Raw genomic sequence first — 19258 nt, 5'->3', positions numbered from 1 at the left:
CATGTCCGTTTCCATGGCCGTCCGTCGGAGGGGCGGCCATCGGGTCGTGAATGCGTGCGCATTGTCCACATCGGTACCGGAGGCCCCCCGTCCGAGTGGCCCCGAAATGCGGCCGATCCCTATATCACCAGCTCGGCGTCCACCGCCAATTTGCCTGTATGGGCTGTCGATTGATAGAGCCATGCGCCTTTGACCAGCGGTAACGCCGCGAGATGTCACGTCTCGTAACCGCACGGCCGCTTCGCGTGTGAAGATCACCGCTCATCCGACTTCATGATCGTTCGTCAGGTGGTGGAGATCACAAAGACGTTGCTGTACCCCGTGTCGCAGATCACAGGACGGCAGGCATAGGATGCGGGGCAGTCGGGCTTGTGAACTGCCTCACATGTGCACGATCTTGGTGAGGTGGCGAGCCGGTCGCCCGATGCGGTCCAACGGTCAAGGACGACTGGAAGGAGCGAGGAGCGTGAATGCCTACGCGCCCATCCTCGTGCTCGGCGCCCTCGGGGCAGGGTTTGCGATCTTCTCCGTGGTCATGGCCACGCTTATCGGCCCCAAGCGGTACAACCGGGCAAAGCTCGAAGCGTACGAGTGCGGCATCGAACCCACCCCCACGCCAGCCGGAGGCGGCCGTTTCCCCATCAAGTACTACCTGACGGCGATGCTGTTCATCGTCTTCGACATCGAGATCGTCTTCCTCTATCCCTGGGCGGTCACCTTCGACGCCCTGGGGATCTTCGGGCTCGTGGAGATGCTGCTCTTCGTGCTCACCGTCTTCGTCGCCTACGCGTATGTGTGGCGCCGGGGCGGCCTGGAATGGGACTGAGGGGCTGAGGGGCACACCATGGGACTCGAAGAGAAGCTGCCGAGCGGCTTCGTGCTGACCACCGTTGAGCAGGCCGCCGGCTGGGTACGGAAATCGTCCGTCTTCCCCGCCACGTTCGGCCTCGCCTGCTGCGCCATCGAGATGATGACGACCGGTGCAGGGCGGTACGACCTGGCCCGTTTCGGGATGGAGGTCTTCCGCGGATCGCCGCGGCAGGCGGATCTGATGATCGTCGCAGGGCGGGTCAGCCAGAAGATGGCACCCGTCCTGCGGCAGGTCTACGACCAGATGCCGAGCCCCAAGTGGGTCATCTCCATGGGGGTTTGTGCGTCATCGGGTGGAATGTTCAATAATTACGCCATTGTTCAGGGTGTTGATCATATTGTCCCGGTCGACATCTATCTGCCGGGATGCCCGCCGCGTCCCGAGATGCTGATCGACGCCATCCTCAAGCTCCACCAGAAGATCCAGGGCTCCAAGCTCGGGGTCAACGCGGAGGAGGCCGCCCGCGAGGCGGAGGAGGCGGCGCTCAACGCACTCCCCCTGATCGAGATGAAGGGGCTGCTGCGATGAGCGAGGAACAGAACGGCAACGGCGGGCAGGTGCCCGTCCCGCGCGACGACTCCGGTGAGGTCATCGGCGTACGTAAGGGGATGTTCGGTGCCAACAACGGCGGTGACACCTCCGGCTACGGCGGTCTCGTCCGCACGGTGACCCTGCCGGGGGCCACCTCCCGACCGTACGGCGGCTGGTTCGACGAGGTGGCCGACGAGCTGGAAGGGGCCCTGGAGGAACAGGACCTGCTCCCGGTGAATGCCATCGAGAAGACCGTCGTCGACCGGGGCGAGCTGACCTTCCACATCGCACGCGAGCACCTGGTCCAGGTCGCCCGCACCCTGCGCGACGACCCCGCCCTGCGCTTCGAGCTCTGTACGGGCGTCAGCGGTGTCCACTACCTGGGGGACAAGGGGCGCGAGCTGCACGCGGTCTACCACCTGCGCTCGCTCACCCACGGGCGGCTGATCCGCCTGGAGGTGTCGGCCCCGGACAGCGACCCGCACATCCCGTCCCTCGTCGAGGTCTATCCGACCAACGACTGGCACGAGCGCGAGGCGTACGACTTCTTCGGTCTCGTCTTCGACGGGCACCCGGCCCTGACCCGGATCATGATGCCGGACGACTGGCAGGGCTTCCCGCAGCGCAAGGACTACCCGCTCGGCGGCATCGCCGTCGAGTACAAGGGCGCCCAGATCCCGGCTCCGGACCAGCGGAGGTCGTACTCCTGATGACCACTCCCCACGCGACACCCCGTGCCACGACCGAGGGGACTGTATATACAGTCACCGGCGGCGACTGGGACGAGGTCGTCGAATCCGCCGCCAAGTCCGACGACGAACGCATCATCGTCAACATGGGCCCCCAGCACCCGTCCACGCACGGCGTGCTGCGGCTGATCCTGGAGATCGACGGCGAGACCGTCACCGAGGCCCGCTGCGGCATCGGCTACCTCCACACCGGTATCGAGAAGAACCTCGAATTCCGGAACTGGACGCAGGGCACCACCTTCGTCACCCGCATGGACTACCTCACCCCGTTCTTCAACGAGGCGGCCTACTGCCTCGGGGTCGAGAAGCTCCTCGGCATCGAGGACCAGATCCCGGACCGGGCCACCGTCCTGCGCGTGCTCCTGATGGAACTCAACCGGATCTCCTCGCACCTGGTGTGCATCGCCACCGGCGGCATGGAGCTCGGCGCCACGACGATCATGATCTACGGCTTCCGCGATCGTGAACTCGTTCTCGATCTCTTCGAGCTGATCACCGGCCTCCGGATGAACCACGCGTTCATCCGGCCCGGCGGCCTCGCCCAGGACCTGCCGATGGGCGCGATCGACCGGCTCCGCGAGTTCATCAAGACCATGAAGAAGAACCTGCCGGAGTACGACAAGCTTGCGACCGGCAACCCCATCTTCAAGGCCCGTATGCAGGACGTCGGATACCTCGACCTGACCGGCTGCATGGCGCTCGGCGCCACCGGCCCGGTCCTCAGGTCCGCCGGACTCCCGCACGACCTGCGCAAGACCGACCCGTACTGCGGCTACGAGACCTACGACTTCGACGTGCCCACCGCGGACACCTGCGACTCCTACGGCCGCTTCCTCATCCGGCTGGAGGAGATGCGCCAGTCGCTCAGGATCGTCGAGCAGTGCCTGGACCGGCTGGAGCCGGGCCCGGTCATGGTCGCCGACAAGAAGATCGCCTGGCCCGCGCAGCTCGCGCTGGGACCCGACGGGCTCGGCAACTCGCTCGACCACATCAAGAAGATCATGGGCACCTCCATGGAGGCCCTGATCCACCACTTCAAGCTGGTGACCGAGGGCTTCCGGGTCCCGGCCGGGCAGACGTACACCGCCATCGAGTCCCCCAAGGGCGAACTCGGCGTGCACGTCGTCTCGGACGGCGGCACGCGCCCCTTCCGGGTCCACTTCCGCGACCCGTCCTTCACCAATCTGCAGGCCATGGCGGCGATGTGCGAGGGCGGCCAGGTCGCCGACGTCATCGTCGCCGTCGCGTCCATCGACCCCGTGATGGGAGGCGTCGACCGGTGACCGCATCCAACCAAGAAGTCAGCCTGGGGATGCCGCAGCTCCCCGCCCCCGCCTACCCGGCCGAGGTGCTCGCCCGGCTCGAAGCGGACGCGAAGGAGGTGATCGCCCGCTACCCCGGCAGCCGTTCCGCGCTCCTGCCGCTGCTGCACCTGGTGCAGTCCGAGGAGGGATACGTCTCCCGTACGGGCATGGCCTTCTGCGCCGACCAGCTCGGCCTCACCACCGCCGAGGTCACCGCGGTCGCCACCTTCTACACGATGTACCGACGCAAGCCGAGCGGTGACTACCAGGTCGGGGTCTGCACCAACACCCTCTGCGCGGTCATGGGCGGCGACGCCATCTTCGACCAGCTCAAGGACCACCTGGGCGTCGGCAACGACGAGACGACCGACGACGGCAAGGTCACCCTCGAACACATCGAGTGCAACGCGGCCTGCGACTTCGCGCCCGTCGTGATGGTCAACTGGGAGTTCTTCGACAACCAGACGCCGGAGACCGCGACGCGGCTCGTGGACGACCTGATCGCCGGCCGCACCGTCGAGCCCACCCGCGGCGCACCCCTCTGTACGTACAAGGAGACGGCCCGGATCCTGGCCGGCTTCCCCGACGAGCGCCCCGGCGCCGTCGAAGCGAGCGGCGGGGCGGGGGCCGCCTCCCTGGTCGGGCTGAAGCTCGCCAGGGGCGAGGCCGCACCGCAGGCGCGCGTGGTCGGACAGCGGGGCGAGCGGGCGGGCGACGAGGCACCGCTCGACGAACCGCAGAAGGGCGCCGAGCACCTCAGCTCCCATGACGCGCCACAGCAGACCTCGGCCTCCGACCCGGACAACCCGGCCGGGCCCACCGCCGAGGAGGGGGAGTGATGACGTTGGCAGCCGAGATCGACAAGAACGGGACCAGCCCGGAGAAGCTCCTGGCCCCCGTCCTCTCCTCCTTCTGGGACGAGCCGGAGTCCTGGACCCTCGACACCTACCACCGCCACGACGGGTACGAGGGACTGCGCAAGGCCCTGGCCATGGCGCCCGACGACCTCATCGCGTACGTCAAGGACTCCGGTCTGCGCGGACGCGGGGGCGCGGGCTTCCCCACCGGGATGAAGTGGCAGTTCATCCCGCAGGGCGACGGCAAGCCGCACTATCTCGTGGTCAACGCCGACGAGTCGGAGCCCGGGACCTGCAAGGACATTCCGCTCCTCTTCGCCAACCCGCACAGCCTCATCGAGGGCATCGTGATCGCCTGTTACGCGATCCGCTCCTCGCACGCCTTCATCTATCTGCGCGGCGAGGTCGTCCCCGTACTGCGGAGGCTGCACGAGGCCGTGCGTGAGGCGTACGAGGCGGGCTACCTGGGGACGAACATCCTCGGCTCCGGGCTCGACCTGGAACTCACCGTGCACGCGGGCGCGGGTGCCTACATCTGCGGTGAGGAAACGGCGCTGCTCGACTCGCTCGAAGGACGGCGCGGCCAGCCCCGGCTGCGTCCGCCCTTCCCCGCGGTCGCCGGTCTGTACGCCTGCCCCACCGTGGTGAACAACGTCGAGTCCATCGCCTCGGTTCCCGCGATCCTGAACAAGGGCAAGGACTGGTTCAAGTCGATGGGCAGCGAGAAGTCCCCGGGCTTCACGCTGTACTCGCTCAGCGGACACGTCACCAGCCCCGGCCAGTACGAGGCCCCGCTCGGCATCACCCTGCGCCAGCTGCTCGACATGAGCGGCGGCATCCGGGCCGGGCACCGCCTGAAGTTCTGGACACCGGGCGGCTCCTCCACCCCGATGTTCACCGAGGAGCACCTCGACGTCCCCCTGGACTACGAGGGCGTCGGCGCCGCCGGATCGATGCTCGGCACCAAGGCGCTGCAGTGCTTCGACGAGACCACCTGTGTGGTGCGGGCCGTCACCCGCTGGACCGAGTTCTACGCCCATGAGTCCTGCGGCAAGTGCACGCCCTGCCGCGAGGGGACGTACTGGCTGGTCCAGCTGCTTCGCGACATCGAGGCCGGCAAGGGACAGATGGCCGACCTCGACAAGCTCAACGACATCGCCGACAACATCAACGGCAAGTCCTTCTGCGCCCTCGGTGACGGCGCCGCCTCGCCGATCTTCTCCTCGCTGAAGTACTTCCGCGAGGAGTACGAGCAGCACATCACCGGCAAGGGCTGCCCCTTCGACCCGGCCAGGTCGACCCTCTGGGCCGACGGCAAAGACGACAAGAACGCTCACCGGGGGGTGAACGCATGACAGTCACCACGAGTGCGCCCTCCGGGGGCGGCGAGGCGGCCGTTCCGCCCGAGGACCTCGTCACGCTCACGATCGACGGCATCGAGATCAGCGTCCCCAAGGGAACCCTGGTCATCCGCGCCGCCGAACTCCTCGGCATCGAGATCCCGCGCTTCTGCGACCACCCGCTCCTCGACCCGGCCGGCGCCTGCCGGCAGTGCATCGTCGAGGTCGAGGGCCAGCGCAAGCCGATGGCGTCCTGCACCATCACGTGCACCGACGGCATGGTCGTGAAGTCGCAGATCACCTCGCCCGTCGCGGAGAAGGCCCAGAAGGGGGTGATGGAGCTCCTCCTCATCAACCACCCGCTGGACTGCCCGGTCTGCGACAAGGGCGGCGAGTGCCCCCTGCAGAACCAGGCGATGTCGCACGGCGGCGCCGACTCCCGCTTCGACGGGAAGAAGCGCACCTTCGAGAAGCCCGTCCCGATCTCCACCCAGGTGCTGCTGGACCGTGAGCGGTGCGTGCTCTGCGCGCGCTGCACCCGGTTCTCCAACCAGGTGGCGGGCGACCCGATGATCGAGCTGATCGAGCGCGGGGCTCTCCAGCAGGTCGGCACCGGCGAGGGCGACCCCTTCGAGTCGTACTTCTCCGGGAACACCATCCAGATCTGCCCGGTCGGGGCGCTGACCTCGGCGGCGTACCGCTTCCGCTCCCGGCCCTTCGACCTGGTGTCGACGCCCTCCGTGTGCGAGCACTGCGCCGGCGGCTGCGCGACCCGGACCGACCACCGGCGCGGCAAGGTCATGCGGCGGCTCGCCGCCAACGACCCCGAGGTCAACGAGGAGTGGCTCTGCGACAAGGGCCGCTTCGGCTTCCGTTACGCCCAGCAGCGCGACCGGCTCACCACTCCGCTCGTACGCAACGCGGACGGGGTTCTGGAACCGGCGAGCTGGCCCGAGGCGCTGGAAGCCGCGGCCACCGGACTCTCGGGGGCGCGCGGCAGGGCAGGCGTGCTGACCGGTGGCCGGCTGACCGTCGAGGACGCCTACGCGTACAGCAAGTTCGCGCGGGTCGCCCTCGACACCAACGACATCGACTTCCGGGCCCGGGTCCACAGCGGTGAGGAGGCCGACTTCCTCGCCGCACGGGTCGCCGGCCGTGGCCGTGACCTGGACGGCAGCGGGGTCACCTACACCGCGCTGGAGAAGGCGCCGGCCGTCCTGCTGGCCGGCTTCGAGTCCGAGGAGGAGGCGCCCGGCGTCTTCCTGCGGCTCCGCAAGGCCTTCCGCAAGCACGGGCAGCGGACGTTCGCACTCGCCTCGCACACCAGCCGGGGCCTGGAGAAGGCGGGCGGCACCCTGCTTCCCGCCGCACCGGGCACCGAGACCGAATGGCTGGACGCCCTCGCGGGCGGCGTCGGCCTGGAGGCCGAAGGGGCCGCCGCGGCCGAGGCGCTGCGCGGCGAGGGCGCCGTGATCGTGGTGGGCGAGCGGCTCGCCGCGGTGCCCGGCGGGCTGACCGCCGCGCTGCGCACCGCCACGGCGACCGGGGCCGCACTGGTGTGGATCCCGCGCAGGGCCGGCGAGCGCGGCGCACTGGAGGCGGGCGCGCTCCCGTCGCTGCTGCCCGGCGGCCGTCCCGCGACGGATCCGCGGGCCCGGGAGGAGGTGGCGTCCGTCTGGGGCGTCGCCGAACTCCCCTCCGGTTTCGGCCGCGACACCGGCCAGATCCTGGAGGCCGCGACCACCGGTGAGCTGGGTGCGCTGCTGGTCGCGGGCGTCGACCCGGAGGACCTGCCCGACCCGGCGGGCGCGCTGCGCGCGCTGGACGAGGTCGGCTTCCTGGTCTCGCTGGAGCTGCGGCCCGGCGCGGTCACCGACCGCGCCGACGTGGTCCTTCCCGTCGCGGCCGTCGCGGAGAAGTCCGGCACCTTCCTCAACTGGGAGGGCAGGGCGCGGATGTTCGAGGCCGCGCTCAAGCCCGAGCAACTGCCGAGGACGCTCTGCCCGACCGACGCGCGGGTGCTGCACATGCTGGCCGACGCACTCGACGTACACCTCGCCCTGCCCGACCTGAAGGCGGCCCGCCGCGAGCTCGACCGCCTCGGCGGGCGGCAGGACGGCTTCGCCGACGACCCGCGGGCGACGTCCCGCCCGGTGCCCCGGCCCGGCGACGGCGAGGCGGTCCTCGCGGGCCACCGGATGCTGCTCGACCGGGGCCGGCTCCAGGAGGGCGACGAGGCGCTGGCCGGCACGCGGCACGCGGCCGTCGCCCGGCTGTCCCCGGCCACCGCGGCCGAGTCCGGGGTGAAGGACGGCGATCTGCTGGCCGTCACCGGCCCCGCCGGCACCACCGAACTCACCCTGGCGGTGACCGAGATGCCGGACCGGGTGGTCTGGGTGCCCCTCAACTCCGTCGGCCGGGGCGTCCCCGCCGACACCGGCGCCCAGCCGGGCGGACTGGTCCGGATCGGTCCGGCCGCCCCGGGCTCCCACGTCGTGACTACGGAGGTAGGAGAGTGACCGGCCTCGCTCAACTCGCCGCGGCACCGCGGGGCACCGTCCTCGCCGCCGAGGACCTCTCGATGTTCGGCACGGACCCCTGGTGGCTCGTCGTCGTCAAGGCGGTGTTCTGCTTCGCGTTCCTGATGGTGACCGTGCTCTTCTCCATCGTGTGGGAGCGCAAGGTCGTCGCCTGGATGCAGCTGCGCATCGGCCCCAACCGGCACGGCCCCTGGGGCATGCTCCAGTCGCTCGCCGACGGCATCAAGCTGATGCTCAAGGAAGACGTCGTCGTCAAGCGGGCCGACAAGGTCGTCTACATCCTGGCCCCGATCGTGGCCGCCGCACCGGCGTTCATGGCGATCGCCGTGATCCCCTTCGGCCCGGCCGGCAACGAGGTCTCGATCTTCGGCCACCGTACGACGATGCAGCTGACCGACCTGCCGATCGCGATGCTGTACATCCTCGCGGTCGCCTCGGTCGGCATCTACGGCATCGTGCTGGCCGGCTGGTCCTCCGGATCGACGTACCCGCTGCTCGGCGGTCTGCGCTCCTGCGCCCAGATGATCAGCTACGAGATCGCGATGGGTGCCGCGTTCGCCTCGGTGTTCCTCTACTCGGGCTCGATGTCGACGTCGGAGATCGTGGCCGCCCAGGAGGACCGCTGGTTCATCCTCCTGCTGCCGGTCTCCTTCATCATCTACGTCGTCACGATGGTCGGCGAGACGAACCGCGCCCCGTTCGACATGCCGGAGTCCGAGGGCGACCTCGTCGGCGGCTTCAACACCGAGTACTCGTCGATCAAGTTCGCGATGTTCATGCTCGCCGAGTACGTCAACATGGTGACCGTCTCCGCGGTCTCCGTGACCCTCTTCCTGGGCGGCTGGCGGGCTCCGTACCCGATCAGCACCTTCTGGGAGGGCGCGAACCACGGCTGGTGGCCGATGCTCTGGTTCGTCGTCAAGGTGCAGCTGCTCCTCTTCTTCTTCATCTGGCTGCGCGGCACCCTGCCCCGCGTCCGCTACGACCAGCTGATGAAGCTCGGCTGGAAGGTCCTGATCCCGGTCTCCGTGGTCTGGCTGATGCTGGTCGCCACCGTCAGGGCGCTGAACAACGAGGGCTACGACTACTCGAAGATCCTGCTGTACGTCGCCGGGGCCGTGATCGCGGTCCTGCTGGTCTCCTTCGTCGCCGACACGTTCCGCGACCGCAAGGCCAAGGCCGCCGAGGAGGCGGCCGGACCGGAGCCGGCGTTCGACCCGATGGCGGGCGGATTCCCCGTGCCGCCACTGCCCGGCCAGACGCTGCCGCCGGTGCCGCGCAGGGGGCCGCGACGTGAGCGGGAGCTCGTTGTCAGTGGTGGGCCGGATACTCAGAGTGACGACCATGTGAGTGCCGGACGTTCGAGTGCCGGAAGTTCGAGTGACGGAAGGGAGGCCGACGGTGTCTGAATCATCAGACCCCTCAGGGGAGAAGTTCCAGAATCCTGTGGCCGGCTTCGGCGTGACCTTCAAGGCCATGTTCAAGAAGCGGCTCACCGAGCAGTACCCGGAAACGCAGAAGGTGACAGCGCCGCGCTTCCACGGCCGGCACCAGCTCAACCGTCACCCGGACGGGCTGGAGAAGTGCGTCGGCTGCGAGCTCTGCGCCTGGGCGTGTCCGGCGGACGCGATCTACGTCGAGGGCGCGGACAACACCGACGAGGAGCGCTACTCCCCGGGCGAGCGCTACGGCCGCGTCTACCAGATCAACTACGCGCGCTGCATCCTCTGCGGCCTCTGCATCGAGGCGTGCCCCACCCGGGCCCTGACCATGACCAACGAGTTCGAGCTCGCCAACACCACCCGCGAGAGCCTCATCTACACCAAGGACGAGCTGCTCGCGGGGCTCGACGAAGGCATGGTCGACAGCCCGCACGCGATCTTCCCCGGCATGGACGAACAGGACTACTACCGGGGCCTGGTGACCGAGGCCGCTCCCGGTACGGAGCGCCAGGTCGCCGTGTCCAAGGGAGAAGCGGACAAGGAGGTGGACGCATGACCTCGGCCCTGGCCGCAGCGGCCACCACCACCTCGACCGGCGAGGCCGTCCAGTTCTGGATCCTCGGCACCGTCGCCGTCATCGGCGCGCTCTCCACCGTCCTGATGAAGAAGGCGGTGCACAGCGCGCTGTCGCTCGCCGGCACCATGATCGTGCTGGCGGTGTTCTACCTCGCCAACGGCGCCTACTTCCTGGGCATCGTCCAGGTCGTCGTCTACACCGGCGCGATCATGATGCTCTTCCTCTTCGTGGTCATGCTCGTCGGTGTCACGGCGGCGGACTCGCTGAAGGAGACGCTCAAGGGCCAGCGCTGGCTGGCCGCCGCCTGCGGACTCGGCTTCGGCGTCCTGCTGATCGCCGGCATCGGGCAGGCGTCGCTGAAGACCTTCAATGGCCTGGGGACGGCGAACGCCCGCCATGGCGGAAACGTCGAGGGCCTCGCCAACCTCATCTTCACCAAGTACGTCTTCGCGTTCGAGATCACCGGCGCCCTACTGATCACGGCGACCGTCGGCGCGATGCTGCTCACGCACCGCGAGCGCACCGAGCGCGCCAGGACACAGCGCGAGCTCTCCCAGGACCGGGTGCGCAGCAGCCATGTGCCGCCGCTGCCCGCCCCGGGTGTCTACGCCCGGCACAACGCCGTGGACATCGCGGGTCTGCTCCCGGACGGGACCCCGTCCGAGCTCACCGTCATGCAGACGCTGCGGCAGCGCGGTCAGATCCGCGACGTGTCCGACGAGTCGCTCGCCGACCTCAAGGCGCTGGAACAGCGCTCGGGGGAGCGGCTCGGGCGTGACCGCACACCGGCCCCTGACCGCGGGCCGGCCCGTGACCAGGCGGAAGAAGAGGAGGAGGTCGCCAAGTGAATCCCGTCAACTACCTCTACCTCGCGGCCCTTTTGTTCACGATCGGCGCCTCCGGCGTGCTGATCAGGCGGAACGCGATCGTGGTGTTCATGTGCATCGAGCTGATGCTCAACGCCTGCAACCTCACGCTCGTCGCGTTCTCCCGGATGCACGGCAATCTCGACGGCCAGATCATCGCCTTCTTCACGATGGTCGTCGCCGCCGCGGAAGTCGTCATCGGGCTCGCGATCATCGTGTCGCTGTTCCGCTCCCGCCACTCGGCCTCGGTCGACGACGCCAGCCTGATGAAGCTGTAAGGGGTCGGAATCGTGGAAAACCTGATTGCGCTGCTGGTCGCGGCGCCCCTGCTCGGAGCGGCGGTCCTGCTCTGCGGCGGCCGCCGGCTGGACCGCACCGGACACTGGATCGGCACGGTGCTCGCCGCCGCGTCGTTCGTCGTCGGTGTCGTGCTGTTCACCGACATGCTGGGCAAGGGCGCCGAGGACCGCGCCCTGCACCAGAAGCTGTTCAGCTGGATCCCCGTCGAGGGGTTCCAGGCCGACGTGGCCTTCCAGCTCGACCAGCTGTCGATGACGTTCGTCCTGCTGATCACGGGTGTGGGCACGCTGATCCACATCTACTCCATCGGCTACATGGAGCACGACGAGCGCCGCCGCCGCTTCTTCGGCTATCTGAACCTCTTCCTCGCGGCGATGCTCATCCTGGTCATCGCCGACAACTACCTCCTGCTGTACGTCGGGTGGGAGGGCGTCGGTCTGGCGTCGTACCTGCTCATCGGCTTCTGGCAGCACAAGCCCAGTGCGGCCACCGCCGCCAAGAAGGCCTTCCTGGTCAACCGGGTCGGCGACATGGGCCTGTCCATCGCGATCATGCTGATGTTCACCACCTTCGGCACGTTCGCCTTCGGGCCGGTGCTCGAAGCGACCGGGGACACGAGCGAGGGCAAGCTCACGGCGATCGGCCTGATGCTGCTCCTCGCCGCCTGTGGCAAGTCGGCCCAGGTGCCGCTGCAGTCCTGGCTCGGTGACGCGATGGAGGGCCCGACCCCGGTCTCGGCCCTCATCCACGCCGCCACGATGGTGACCGCGGGCGTCTACCTCATCGTCCGCTCCGGCGCGATCTTCAACGAGGCGCCCGACGCCCAGCTGGTCGTCGTGGTCGTCGGTGCCGTCACGCTCCTGTTCGGTGCGATCGTCGGTTGCGCGAAGGACGACATCAAGAAGGCACTCGCCGGGTCGACGATGTCGCAGATCGGCTACATGATCCTCGCCGCGGGCCTCGGCCCCATCGGTTACGTCTTCGCGATCATGCACCTGGTGACGCACGGCTTCTTCAAGGCCGGGCTCTTCCTCGGCGCCGGTTCGGTCATGCACGGCATGAACGACGAGGTGGACATGCGGAAGTACGGCGGCCTGCGGAAGTTCATGCCGGTCACCTTCGTCACCTTCGGCCTCGGCTACCTCGCGATCATCGGGTTCCCCGGTCTGTCCGGCTTCTTCTCCAAGGACAAGATCATCGAGGCGGCTTTCGCCAAGGGCGGCACCGAGGGCTGGATCCTCGGCGCGGTCACCCTGCTGGGCGCCGCGATCACCGCGTTCTACATGACGCGCGTGATGCTGCTGACGTTCTTCGGCGAGAAGCGCTGGCAGCCCGACGCAGAGGGCCATGAGCCGCACCCGCACGAGTCACCGAAGTCCATGACGGTCCCGATGATCGTGCTGGCCTTCGGGTCGGTCTTCGCCGGAGGGTTCTTCTCCATCGGGGACCGCTTCCTGCACTGGCTGGAGCCCGTCACCGGACACGACCACGGACACGCCCCGGTCAGCGCGACCACCGTCACCGCCGCCACCATGGTGGTGCTGGTCATCGGTGTCGCCATCGCCTGGGCGATGTACGGGCGCAGGCCCGTCCCCGCCGTCGCCCCGCGCGGCTCCCTGCTCACCAGGGCGGCCCGCCGGGACCTTCTCCAGGACGACTTCAACCATGTGGTCCTGGTCCGCGGCGGCGAACACCTCACCCGCTCCCTGGTCTACGTCGACCACACCCTGGTCGACGGCGTCGTCAACGGCACGGCCGCTTCGATGGGCGGGCTCTCCGGCCGGCTGCGCAAGCTGCAGAACGGCTATGCCCGCTCCTACGCGGTCTCGATGTTCGGCGGTGCGGCGGTCCTCATCGCCGCGACCCTGCTGATGAGGGCGGTCTGATCCCATGTCCTTTCCCCTCCTGACAGCGACGGCGGCGCTCCCGGCAATCGGCGCGATCGCCACCGCCGCCGTCCCGGCCGCCCGGCGCACCGCGGCCAAGTGGCTCGCCCTGGTGGTGTCCCTGGCGACGCTGGTCCTGGCCGGCATCGTCTTCGCCCGCTTCGAACCGGGCGGCGACCGCTACCAGATCACCGAATCGCACGCCTGGATCGCCGACTTCGGTGTCCGGTACGAACTGGGCGTGGACGGCATCGGGGTGGCGCTCCTCGCGCTCACCGCGCTGCTGATCCCCTTCGTGATCCTGGCCGGCTGGCACGACGCCGATCCCCTGGAGACGAACTCCAGCCGCTGGCGCCCGACCCAGGGCTTCTTCGCCCTGATCCTCATGGTCGAGGCGATGGTGATCCTGTCCTTCGTCGCCACCGACGTCTTCCTCTTCTACATCCTCTTCGAAGCCATGCTCATCCCGATGTACTTCCTCATCGGAGGCTTCGGGGACCGGGCGCACTCGGGCAGCGACGAGAACGCCGCGGCGCAACGCAGTTACGCCGCCGTGAAGTTCCTCCTCTACAACCTGGCCGGCGGGCTCATCATGCTGGCCGCCGTCATCGGGCTCTACGTCGTCGCGGGGAGCTTCTCGCTCTCGGAGATCGCCGAGGCCCGCGCCAACGGCTCCCTGGACATGGCGACCTCCACCGAGCGGTGGCTGTTCCTCGGGTTCTTCTTCGCCTTCGCGGTGAAGGCCCCGCTGTGGCCGCTGCACACCTGGTTGCCCAACGCCATGGGGGAGGCGACCACCCCGGTGGCCGTCCTCATCACAGCGGTCGTCGACAAGGTCGGCACCTTCGCGATGCTCCGCTTCTGCCTCCAGCTGTTCCCGGAGGCCAGCAAGTGGGCCACGCCGGTGATCCTCGTCCTGGCGCTGATCTCCATCGTCTACGGCGCCCTGCTCGCCGTCGGCCAGCGCGACATCAAGCGGCTCATCGCCTACGCGTCGATCTCGCACTTCGGCTTCATCGTGCTCGGCATCTTCGCGATGACCAGCCAGGGCCAGTCGGGCGCCACGCTCTACATGGTCAACCACGGGATCTCGACGGCCGCGCTGATGCTGGTCGCCGGATTCCTGATCACCCGGCGGGGCTCGCGGCTCATCGCCGACTACGGCGGGGTGCAGAAGGTGGCGCCCCTCCTGGCGGGGACCTTCCTCATCGGTGGCCTGGCCACCCTCTCGCTGCCCGGGCTCGCGCCGTTCGTCAGTGAGTTCCTGGTGCTGGTCGGGGCGTTCAGCGCGTACCCGGTGGCCGGGATCATCGCCACCGTCGGCATCGTGCTCGCCGCGCTCTACGTCCTCGTCCTCTACCAGCGGACGATGACGGGGCCGGTCAGGGAGGGGATCGGGGGCATGCCCGACCTCAAGGTCCGTGAGCTGGCGGTGGCCCTTCCGCTGATCGCCCTGCTGATCTTCCTGGGCGTCTTCCCGAAGCCGCTCACCGAGGTCGTCAACCCGGCGGTCCAGCACACCATGCACGACGTACAGAAGAAGGACCCCCAGCCCGAGGTGGAGGCCGCCAAGTGAGCGCAACAGCTGTCCACAGCCTGTGGACGACGGCGGGCGGGGTGACATCGGCCGCCCCGGGCGACAGGTTCACCGCTCCGACCATCGAGTACGCCCAACTGGCGCCCGTCCTGATCGTCGTCGGTGCCGCCGTCCTCGGGATCCTGGTGGAGGCCTTCGTCCCGCGACGGGCCCGCTACACCACCCAGGTGTTCCTGACGATCGTCGCGATCGCCGCCGCGTTCGCCGCGGTGGTGGGGCTCGCCGCCGACGGGTACGCCACGAAGAACGCGCACATCGCCGCGATGGGCGCCGTCGCCGTCGACGGACCCGCCCTGTTCCTCCAGGGCACCATCCTGCTGGTCTCCATGGTCTCCGTCTTCACGTTCGCCGAGCGGCGCCTCGACCCGGCCGCCGGCGGAAACCGGGTGGACTCCTTCGCCGCGCAGGCCGGTTCGGTGCCCGGCAGCGACAGCGAGAAGGCGGCGGTCAAGGCCGGGTTCACCACGACCGAGGTCTTCCCGCTGGCCCTCTTCTCCGTGGCGGGCATGCTGGTCTTCCCGGCGGCCAACGACCTGCTGACGCTGTTCATCGCGCTGGAGGTCTTCTCGCTCCCGCTGTACCTCCTCTGCGCCGTCGCCCGCCGCAAGCGGCTGATGTCGCAGGAAGCCGCCGTGAAGTACTTCCTGCTCGGCGCGTTCTCCTCGGCCTTCCTGCTCTTCGGGATCGCCCTGCTCTACGGGTACGCGGGCACCGTCTCGTACGCCGGCATCGCCAACGTCGTCGACGGCTCCGTCCAGCAGATCGACCCGGCGCTCGCCGGGACCATGGGCAACGACGCGCTGCTGCTGATCGGCGGGGCGCTGCTCCTCATGGGGCTGCTGTTCAAGGTCGGCGCGGTCCCGTTCCACATGTGGACCCCGGACGTCTACCAGGGAGCCCCGACCCCGGTCACCGGCTTCATGGCCGCCGCCACGAAGGTCGCCGCGTTCGGCGCGCTGCTCCGCCTGCTGTACGTGGTGCTGCCCGGCCTCACCTGGGACCTGCGCCCCGTCATGTGGGGCGTGGCGATCGTCACGATGCTGGGCGGGGCGGTCGTCGCGATCACCCAGACCGACATCAAGCGGCTCCTGGCCTACTCCTCGATCGCCCACGCGGGCTTCATCCTCGCCGGTGTCATCGCGGCGAGCCCGGAGGGCATCTCCTCGGTCCTCTTCTACCTCGGGGTGTACTCCTTCGTGACGGTCGGCGCCTTCGCCGTCGTCACCCTGGTCCGGGACGCGGGCGGCGAGGCCACCCACCTCTCGAAGTGGGCCGGTCTCGGCCGGCGCTCACCGCTGACCGCAGCGGTCTTCGCCGTGTTCCTGCTGTCCTTCGCCGGTATCCCGCTCACCTCGGGCTTCTCCGGCAAGTTCGCCGTCTTCAAGGCGGCGGCGGACGGCGGTGCGGGCGGTCTCGTCGTGGTCGGTGTGATCTCGTCGGCCATCGCCGCGTTCTTCTACATCCGGGTCATCGTCCTGATGTTCTTCAGCGAGCCGAAGGCGGACGGCCCCACGGTCGCCGTCCCGTCCCCGCTGACGATGACCACGATCGCGGTCGGGGTCGCCGTGACCCTGGTGCTGGGCCTGGCCCCGCAGTACTTCCTCGACCTGGCGAGCCAGGCCGGTGTGTTCGTGCGGTAACGGAGTGAGCACAGCGCGACGCCGGACGGGCCTTGGAAAGTCAAGCCCGTCCGGCGTTGTCGTAGGCGGCGCCTATGGTTGCCGGTGACGGGTGAAAACGGACGGACGGGCGCGACCATGACTGTGACGACCGAGGGCGCTGCGCAGCAGACGCTGCACCGGGTGTTCGGGTACGAGGCGTTCCGCGGCGAGCAGGGCGCGGTGATCGACCATGTCGTCGAGGGCGGCGACGCGGTCGTGCTCATGCCCACCGGCGGCGGCAAGTCCCTCTGCTACCAGATCCCCGCCCTGGTCAGGCCCGGTACCGGCGTCGTGATCTCCCCGCTGATCGCGCTCATGCAGGACCAGGTGGACGCCCTGCGCGCCCTCGGGGTCCGCGCCGGCTTCATGAACTCCACGCAGGACTTCGACGAGCGCCGCTCGATGGAGGCCCAGTTCGTCGCCGGTGAGCTCGACGTGCTGTACCTGGCCCCCGAGCGGCTGCGCCTCGACTCGACGCTCGCGCTGCTGGCCCGCGGTGAGATCTCCGTCTTCGCCATCGACGAGGCGCACTGCGTCGCCCAGTGGGGCCACGACTTCCGTCCCGACTACCTGGCCCTGTCCGTGCTGGGCGAGCGCTGGCCCGGCGTCCCCCGCATCGCGCTGACGGCGACGGCCACCGACGCCACGCACAAGGAGATCACCCAGCGCCTGGGCATGCCCGACGCGAAGCACTTCGTGGCCAGCTTCGACCGGCCCAACATCCAGTACCGCATCGTGGGGAAGTCCGACCCGAAGAAGCAGCTGCTGACCTTCCTCAAGGAGGAGCACGCGGGGGACGCCGGGATCGTCTACTGCCTCTCGCGCAACTCCACGGAGAAGACCGCCGAGTACCTCTGCCGCAACGGCATCGAGGCCGTGCCGTACCACGCGGGCCTGGACGCCTCCACGCGCGCCGCCCACCAGTCGCGGTTCCTGCGCGAGGAGGGCCTGGTCGTCGTCGCGACGATCGCCTTCGGCATGGGCATCGACAAGCCCGACGTGCGCTTCGTCGCCCACCTGGACCTCCCCAAGTCCGTCGAGGGGTACTACCAGGAGACCGGCCGCGCGGGGCGTGACGGGGCGCCGTCCACGGCCTGGATGGCGTACGGACTCCAGGACGTCGTCCAGCAGCGCAAGCTGATCCAGGGCGGCGAGGGCGACGAGGCCTTCCGGCGCAGGGCTGCCTCGCACCTCGACTCGATGCTGGCGCTCTGCGAGACCGTGCAGTGCCGCCGGGCCCAGCTCCTGACGTACTTCGGCCAGGAGCCTGGCGAGCAGACCTGCGGGAACTGCGATACCTGCCTGAGCCCGCCCGAGACCTGGGACGGCACGGTGGTCTCCCAGAAGCTGCTGTCCACGGTGGTCCGGCTGAAGCGCGAGCGGAACCAGAAGTTCGGGGCCGGGCAGATCATCGACATCCTGCTGGGCCGCAAGACCGCGAAGACCATCCAGTTCGACCACGACCAGCTCTCGGTCTTCGGCATCGGCGAGGAGCTGGCCGAGGCTGAGTGGCGGGGTGTGGTGCGCCAGCTGCTGGCGCAGGGGCTGCTCGCCGTCGAGGGGGAGTACGGCACGCTGGTGCTGACCGAGGAGAGCGGCTCCGTGCTCGGCCGGGAGCGCGAGGTGATGCTCCGCAAGGAGCCGAAGCGGCCTACGACGCGGTCCGGCGGGTCGGGCGAGCGCAAGGCCAAGTCGGCCGCCGCTGTGGCCGACCTCCCCGCCGAGGCCGTCCCGGTCTTCGAGGCGCTGCGCGCCTGGCGCGGCGCCACGGCCAAGGAGCTGGGCCTCCCGGCGTACGTGATCTTCCACGACGCGACGCTGAGGGAGATCGCCGCGCTGCGCCCGACGACCCTGGCGGAGCTGGGCGGGGTCAGCGGACTCGGCGAGAAGAAGCTTGCGACGTACGGCGAGGGGGTGCTGGAGGTGCTCGCGGGCCTGGCCGACACGGCCCCCGCCGCCGTAGCCCCGGAGCCGAAGCCCGAGGCGTCCGCGCCGAAGCCGGAGCCGAGGTCCGAGGCGCCCCCCGCACCGGTGCCGCCCGCCCGGACCCAGGTCCAGGACGCGGACCCGGAGTTCGGCTGGGACGAGGAGCCGCCGGAGTTCGACTGAGCGGGGGCCGGGTCTACTCCGGCTTCGCCGCCCGGCGGCGCGAGACGATCGCGGTGAGGTCGAGATCGACGGTGAAGGGGGTGGACACCTTCATCCGGTCGTGGAAGATCCCGGTGGAGGTGTAGGCGCCGGTGGCGGGTTCCAGCTCGAAGACGTAGACGACCGCCCGGCCGCCCTGGTCCTCCACCCGCCAGTAGTGCGGGATCTTCGCCCGCGCGTACTTCACCGGCTTGGTCTCCCGGTCGCGCGTGATGGACTCGTCGGAGACGACCTCGATCGCCAGCAGCACACTGCTCGCGGGGAACCGCGTCTGCCGCAGACTCTCGACCGCGTCCGCGCGTACGACGATGACATCGGGCTCGGGCCGGTTCTGGAAGTCGATGTCGATGGTGAACTCTCGGACGACCTCCAGCTCGGGCGGTGCCAGCGACTGCAGCTGCCAGTTGAAGAAGTCGACCGCTCGTGAATGGAACAACGTCTGCGGACTCACGAAAACCAGACTCCCGTCGATCAGCTCCGTGTGCGGAGGCAGATTCGGGAGTGTGTCCAGGTCATCGGCGGTCCAGCCGCCCACGGGCGGGACCGCCCACCGCGGCTCGGGGGCCTCGGGTTCGATGCTCATCAGTGC

At 69.2% G+C, this 19258-nt stretch carries 16 protein-coding genes; 15 read left to right on the top strand and 1 reads right to left on the bottom strand.

The window, feature by feature from the left end; translation table 11 throughout:
- Positions 1–466 precede the first annotated feature (466 nt).
- From ACIRD8_RS08515 to recQ, 15 genes are all read left to right on the top strand, one after another.
- On the top strand, positions 467–826 hold the full coding sequence (locus ACIRD8_RS08515) for an NADH-quinone oxidoreductase subunit A (protein ID WP_003992243.1): 360 nt from the start codon (positions 467–469) through the stop codon (positions 824–826).
- Between the two features lie 18 nt (positions 827–844).
- Positions 845–1399, top strand: coding sequence for an NADH-quinone oxidoreductase subunit B family protein (locus ACIRD8_RS08510; RefSeq protein WP_069171248.1), 555 nt, complete (start codon positions 845–847; stop codon positions 1397–1399).
- Entirely contained in the window at positions 1396–2112 is a 717-nt protein-coding gene (locus ACIRD8_RS08505) for an NADH-quinone oxidoreductase subunit C (protein WP_403988002.1), read from the top strand. The genes ACIRD8_RS08510 and ACIRD8_RS08505 overlap by 4 nt, the downstream gene beginning before the upstream one ends.
- On the top strand, positions 2112–3434 hold the full coding sequence (locus ACIRD8_RS08500) for an NADH-quinone oxidoreductase subunit D (protein WP_403987999.1): 1323 nt from the start codon (positions 2112–2114) through the stop codon (positions 3432–3434). Before ACIRD8_RS08505 ends, ACIRD8_RS08500 begins: the two co-directional genes overlap by 1 nt.
- Before the next feature lie 29 nt (positions 3435–3463).
- Positions 3464–4294 carry an NADH-quinone oxidoreductase subunit NuoE gene (nuoE, locus tag ACIRD8_RS08495; RefSeq protein ID WP_403988689.1) on the top strand — a complete coding sequence of 277 codons (831 nt, stop codon included), beginning with the start codon at positions 3464–3466 and terminating at the stop codon, positions 4292–4294.
- Positions 4291–5667: an NADH-quinone oxidoreductase subunit NuoF gene (gene nuoF, locus ACIRD8_RS08490; RefSeq protein ID WP_403987996.1), complete on the top strand. Its 1377-nt coding sequence runs from the start codon at positions 4291–4293 to the stop codon at positions 5665–5667. The genes nuoE and nuoF overlap by 4 nt, the downstream gene beginning before the upstream one ends.
- Positions 5664–8171, top strand: a complete 2508-nt coding sequence (locus ACIRD8_RS08485; protein WP_403987993.1) for an NADH-quinone oxidoreductase subunit G — start codon at positions 5664–5666, stop codon at positions 8169–8171. Before nuoF ends, ACIRD8_RS08485 begins: the two co-directional genes overlap by 4 nt.
- The gene (nuoH, locus tag ACIRD8_RS08480; protein WP_403987990.1) at positions 8168–9601 is read left to right on the top strand and encodes an NADH-quinone oxidoreductase subunit NuoH; all 1434 of its coding nucleotides are present in this window, start codon (positions 8168–8170) and stop codon (positions 9599–9601) included. Before ACIRD8_RS08485 ends, nuoH begins: the two co-directional genes overlap by 4 nt.
- A complete protein-coding gene (gene nuoI, locus ACIRD8_RS08475) occupies positions 9594–10190 on the top strand; it encodes an NADH-quinone oxidoreductase subunit NuoI (RefSeq protein WP_403987987.1) in 597 nt (198 codons plus the stop codon). Before nuoH ends, nuoI begins: the two co-directional genes overlap by 8 nt.
- Positions 10187–11059, top strand: a complete 873-nt coding sequence (locus tag ACIRD8_RS08470) for an NADH-quinone oxidoreductase subunit J (RefSeq protein ID WP_403987984.1) — start codon at positions 10187–10189, stop codon at positions 11057–11059. Before nuoI ends, ACIRD8_RS08470 begins: the two co-directional genes overlap by 4 nt.
- Entirely contained in the window at positions 11056–11355 is a 300-nt protein-coding gene (nuoK, locus tag ACIRD8_RS08465; RefSeq protein ID WP_099173920.1) for an NADH-quinone oxidoreductase subunit NuoK, read from the top strand. Before ACIRD8_RS08470 ends, nuoK begins: the two co-directional genes overlap by 4 nt.
- A 12-nt stretch (positions 11356–11367) precedes the next feature.
- On the top strand, positions 11368–13263 hold the full coding sequence (gene nuoL, locus ACIRD8_RS08460; RefSeq protein WP_403987981.1) for an NADH-quinone oxidoreductase subunit L: 1896 nt from the start codon (positions 11368–11370) through the stop codon (positions 13261–13263).
- A gap of 4 nt (positions 13264–13267) precedes the next feature.
- A complete protein-coding gene (locus ACIRD8_RS08455; RefSeq protein ID WP_403987978.1) occupies positions 13268–14839 on the top strand; it encodes an NADH-quinone oxidoreductase subunit M in 1572 nt (523 codons plus the stop codon).
- Positions 14836–16500, top strand: coding sequence for an NADH-quinone oxidoreductase subunit NuoN (gene nuoN / locus ACIRD8_RS08450; protein WP_187281804.1), 1665 nt, complete (start codon positions 14836–14838; stop codon positions 16498–16500). Before ACIRD8_RS08455 ends, nuoN begins: the two co-directional genes overlap by 4 nt.
- 117 nt (positions 16501–16617) lie before the next feature.
- Positions 16618–18630 carry a DNA helicase RecQ gene (recQ, locus tag ACIRD8_RS08445; protein ID WP_403987975.1) on the top strand — a complete coding sequence of 671 codons (2013 nt, stop codon included), beginning with the start codon at positions 16618–16620 and terminating at the stop codon, positions 18628–18630.
- Positions 18631–18643: 13 nt separating this feature from the next.
- On the opposite strand, the gene ACIRD8_RS08440 is transcribed toward recQ, so the two are convergent.
- Positions 18644–19252, bottom strand: a complete 609-nt coding sequence (locus ACIRD8_RS08440; protein WP_403987972.1) for a Uma2 family endonuclease — start codon at positions 19250–19252, stop codon at positions 18644–18646.
- Positions 19253–19258 lie beyond the last annotated feature (6 nt).

This window comes from Streptomyces sp. NPDC102451 (assembly GCF_044765485.1).
Lineage (GTDB): Bacteria > Actinomycetota > Actinomycetes > Streptomycetales > Streptomycetaceae > Streptomyces.
The sequence above is the reverse complement of the archived record's forward strand: the minus strand, read 5'-3'. Positions and strand labels throughout refer to the sequence as shown.

Bases quoted from the DNA above. Each gene is read 5' to 3' on its own strand.
- ACIRD8_RS08510 (WP_069171248.1), top strand. From the start codon at position 845: ATGGGACTCGAAGAGAAGCTGCCGAGCGGCTTCGTGCTGACCACCGTT.
- ACIRD8_RS08505 (WP_403988002.1), top strand. From the start codon at position 1,396: ATGAGCGAGGAACAGAACGGCAACGGCGGGCAGGTGCCCGTCCCGCGC.
- ACIRD8_RS08500 (WP_403987999.1), top strand. From the start codon at position 2,112: ATGACCACTCCCCACGCGACACCCCGTGCCACGACCGAGGGGACTGTA.
- nuoE (WP_403988689.1), top strand. From the start codon at position 3,464: ATGCCGCAGCTCCCCGCCCCCGCCTACCCGGCCGAGGTGCTCGCCCGG.
- ACIRD8_RS08485 (WP_403987993.1), top strand. From the start codon at position 5,664: ATGACAGTCACCACGAGTGCGCCCTCCGGGGGCGGCGAGGCGGCCGTT.
- ACIRD8_RS08470 (WP_403987984.1), top strand. From the start codon at position 10,187: ATGACCTCGGCCCTGGCCGCAGCGGCCACCACCACCTCGACCGGCGAG.
- ACIRD8_RS08455 (WP_403987978.1), top strand. From the start codon at position 13,268: ATGTCCTTTCCCCTCCTGACAGCGACGGCGGCGCTCCCGGCAATCGGC.
- recQ (WP_403987975.1), top strand. From the start codon at position 16,618: ATGACTGTGACGACCGAGGGCGCTGCGCAGCAGACGCTGCACCGGGTG.
- ACIRD8_RS08440 (WP_403987972.1), bottom strand. From the start codon at position 19,252: ATGAGCATCGAACCCGAGGCCCCCGAGCCGCGGTGGGCGGTCCCGCCC.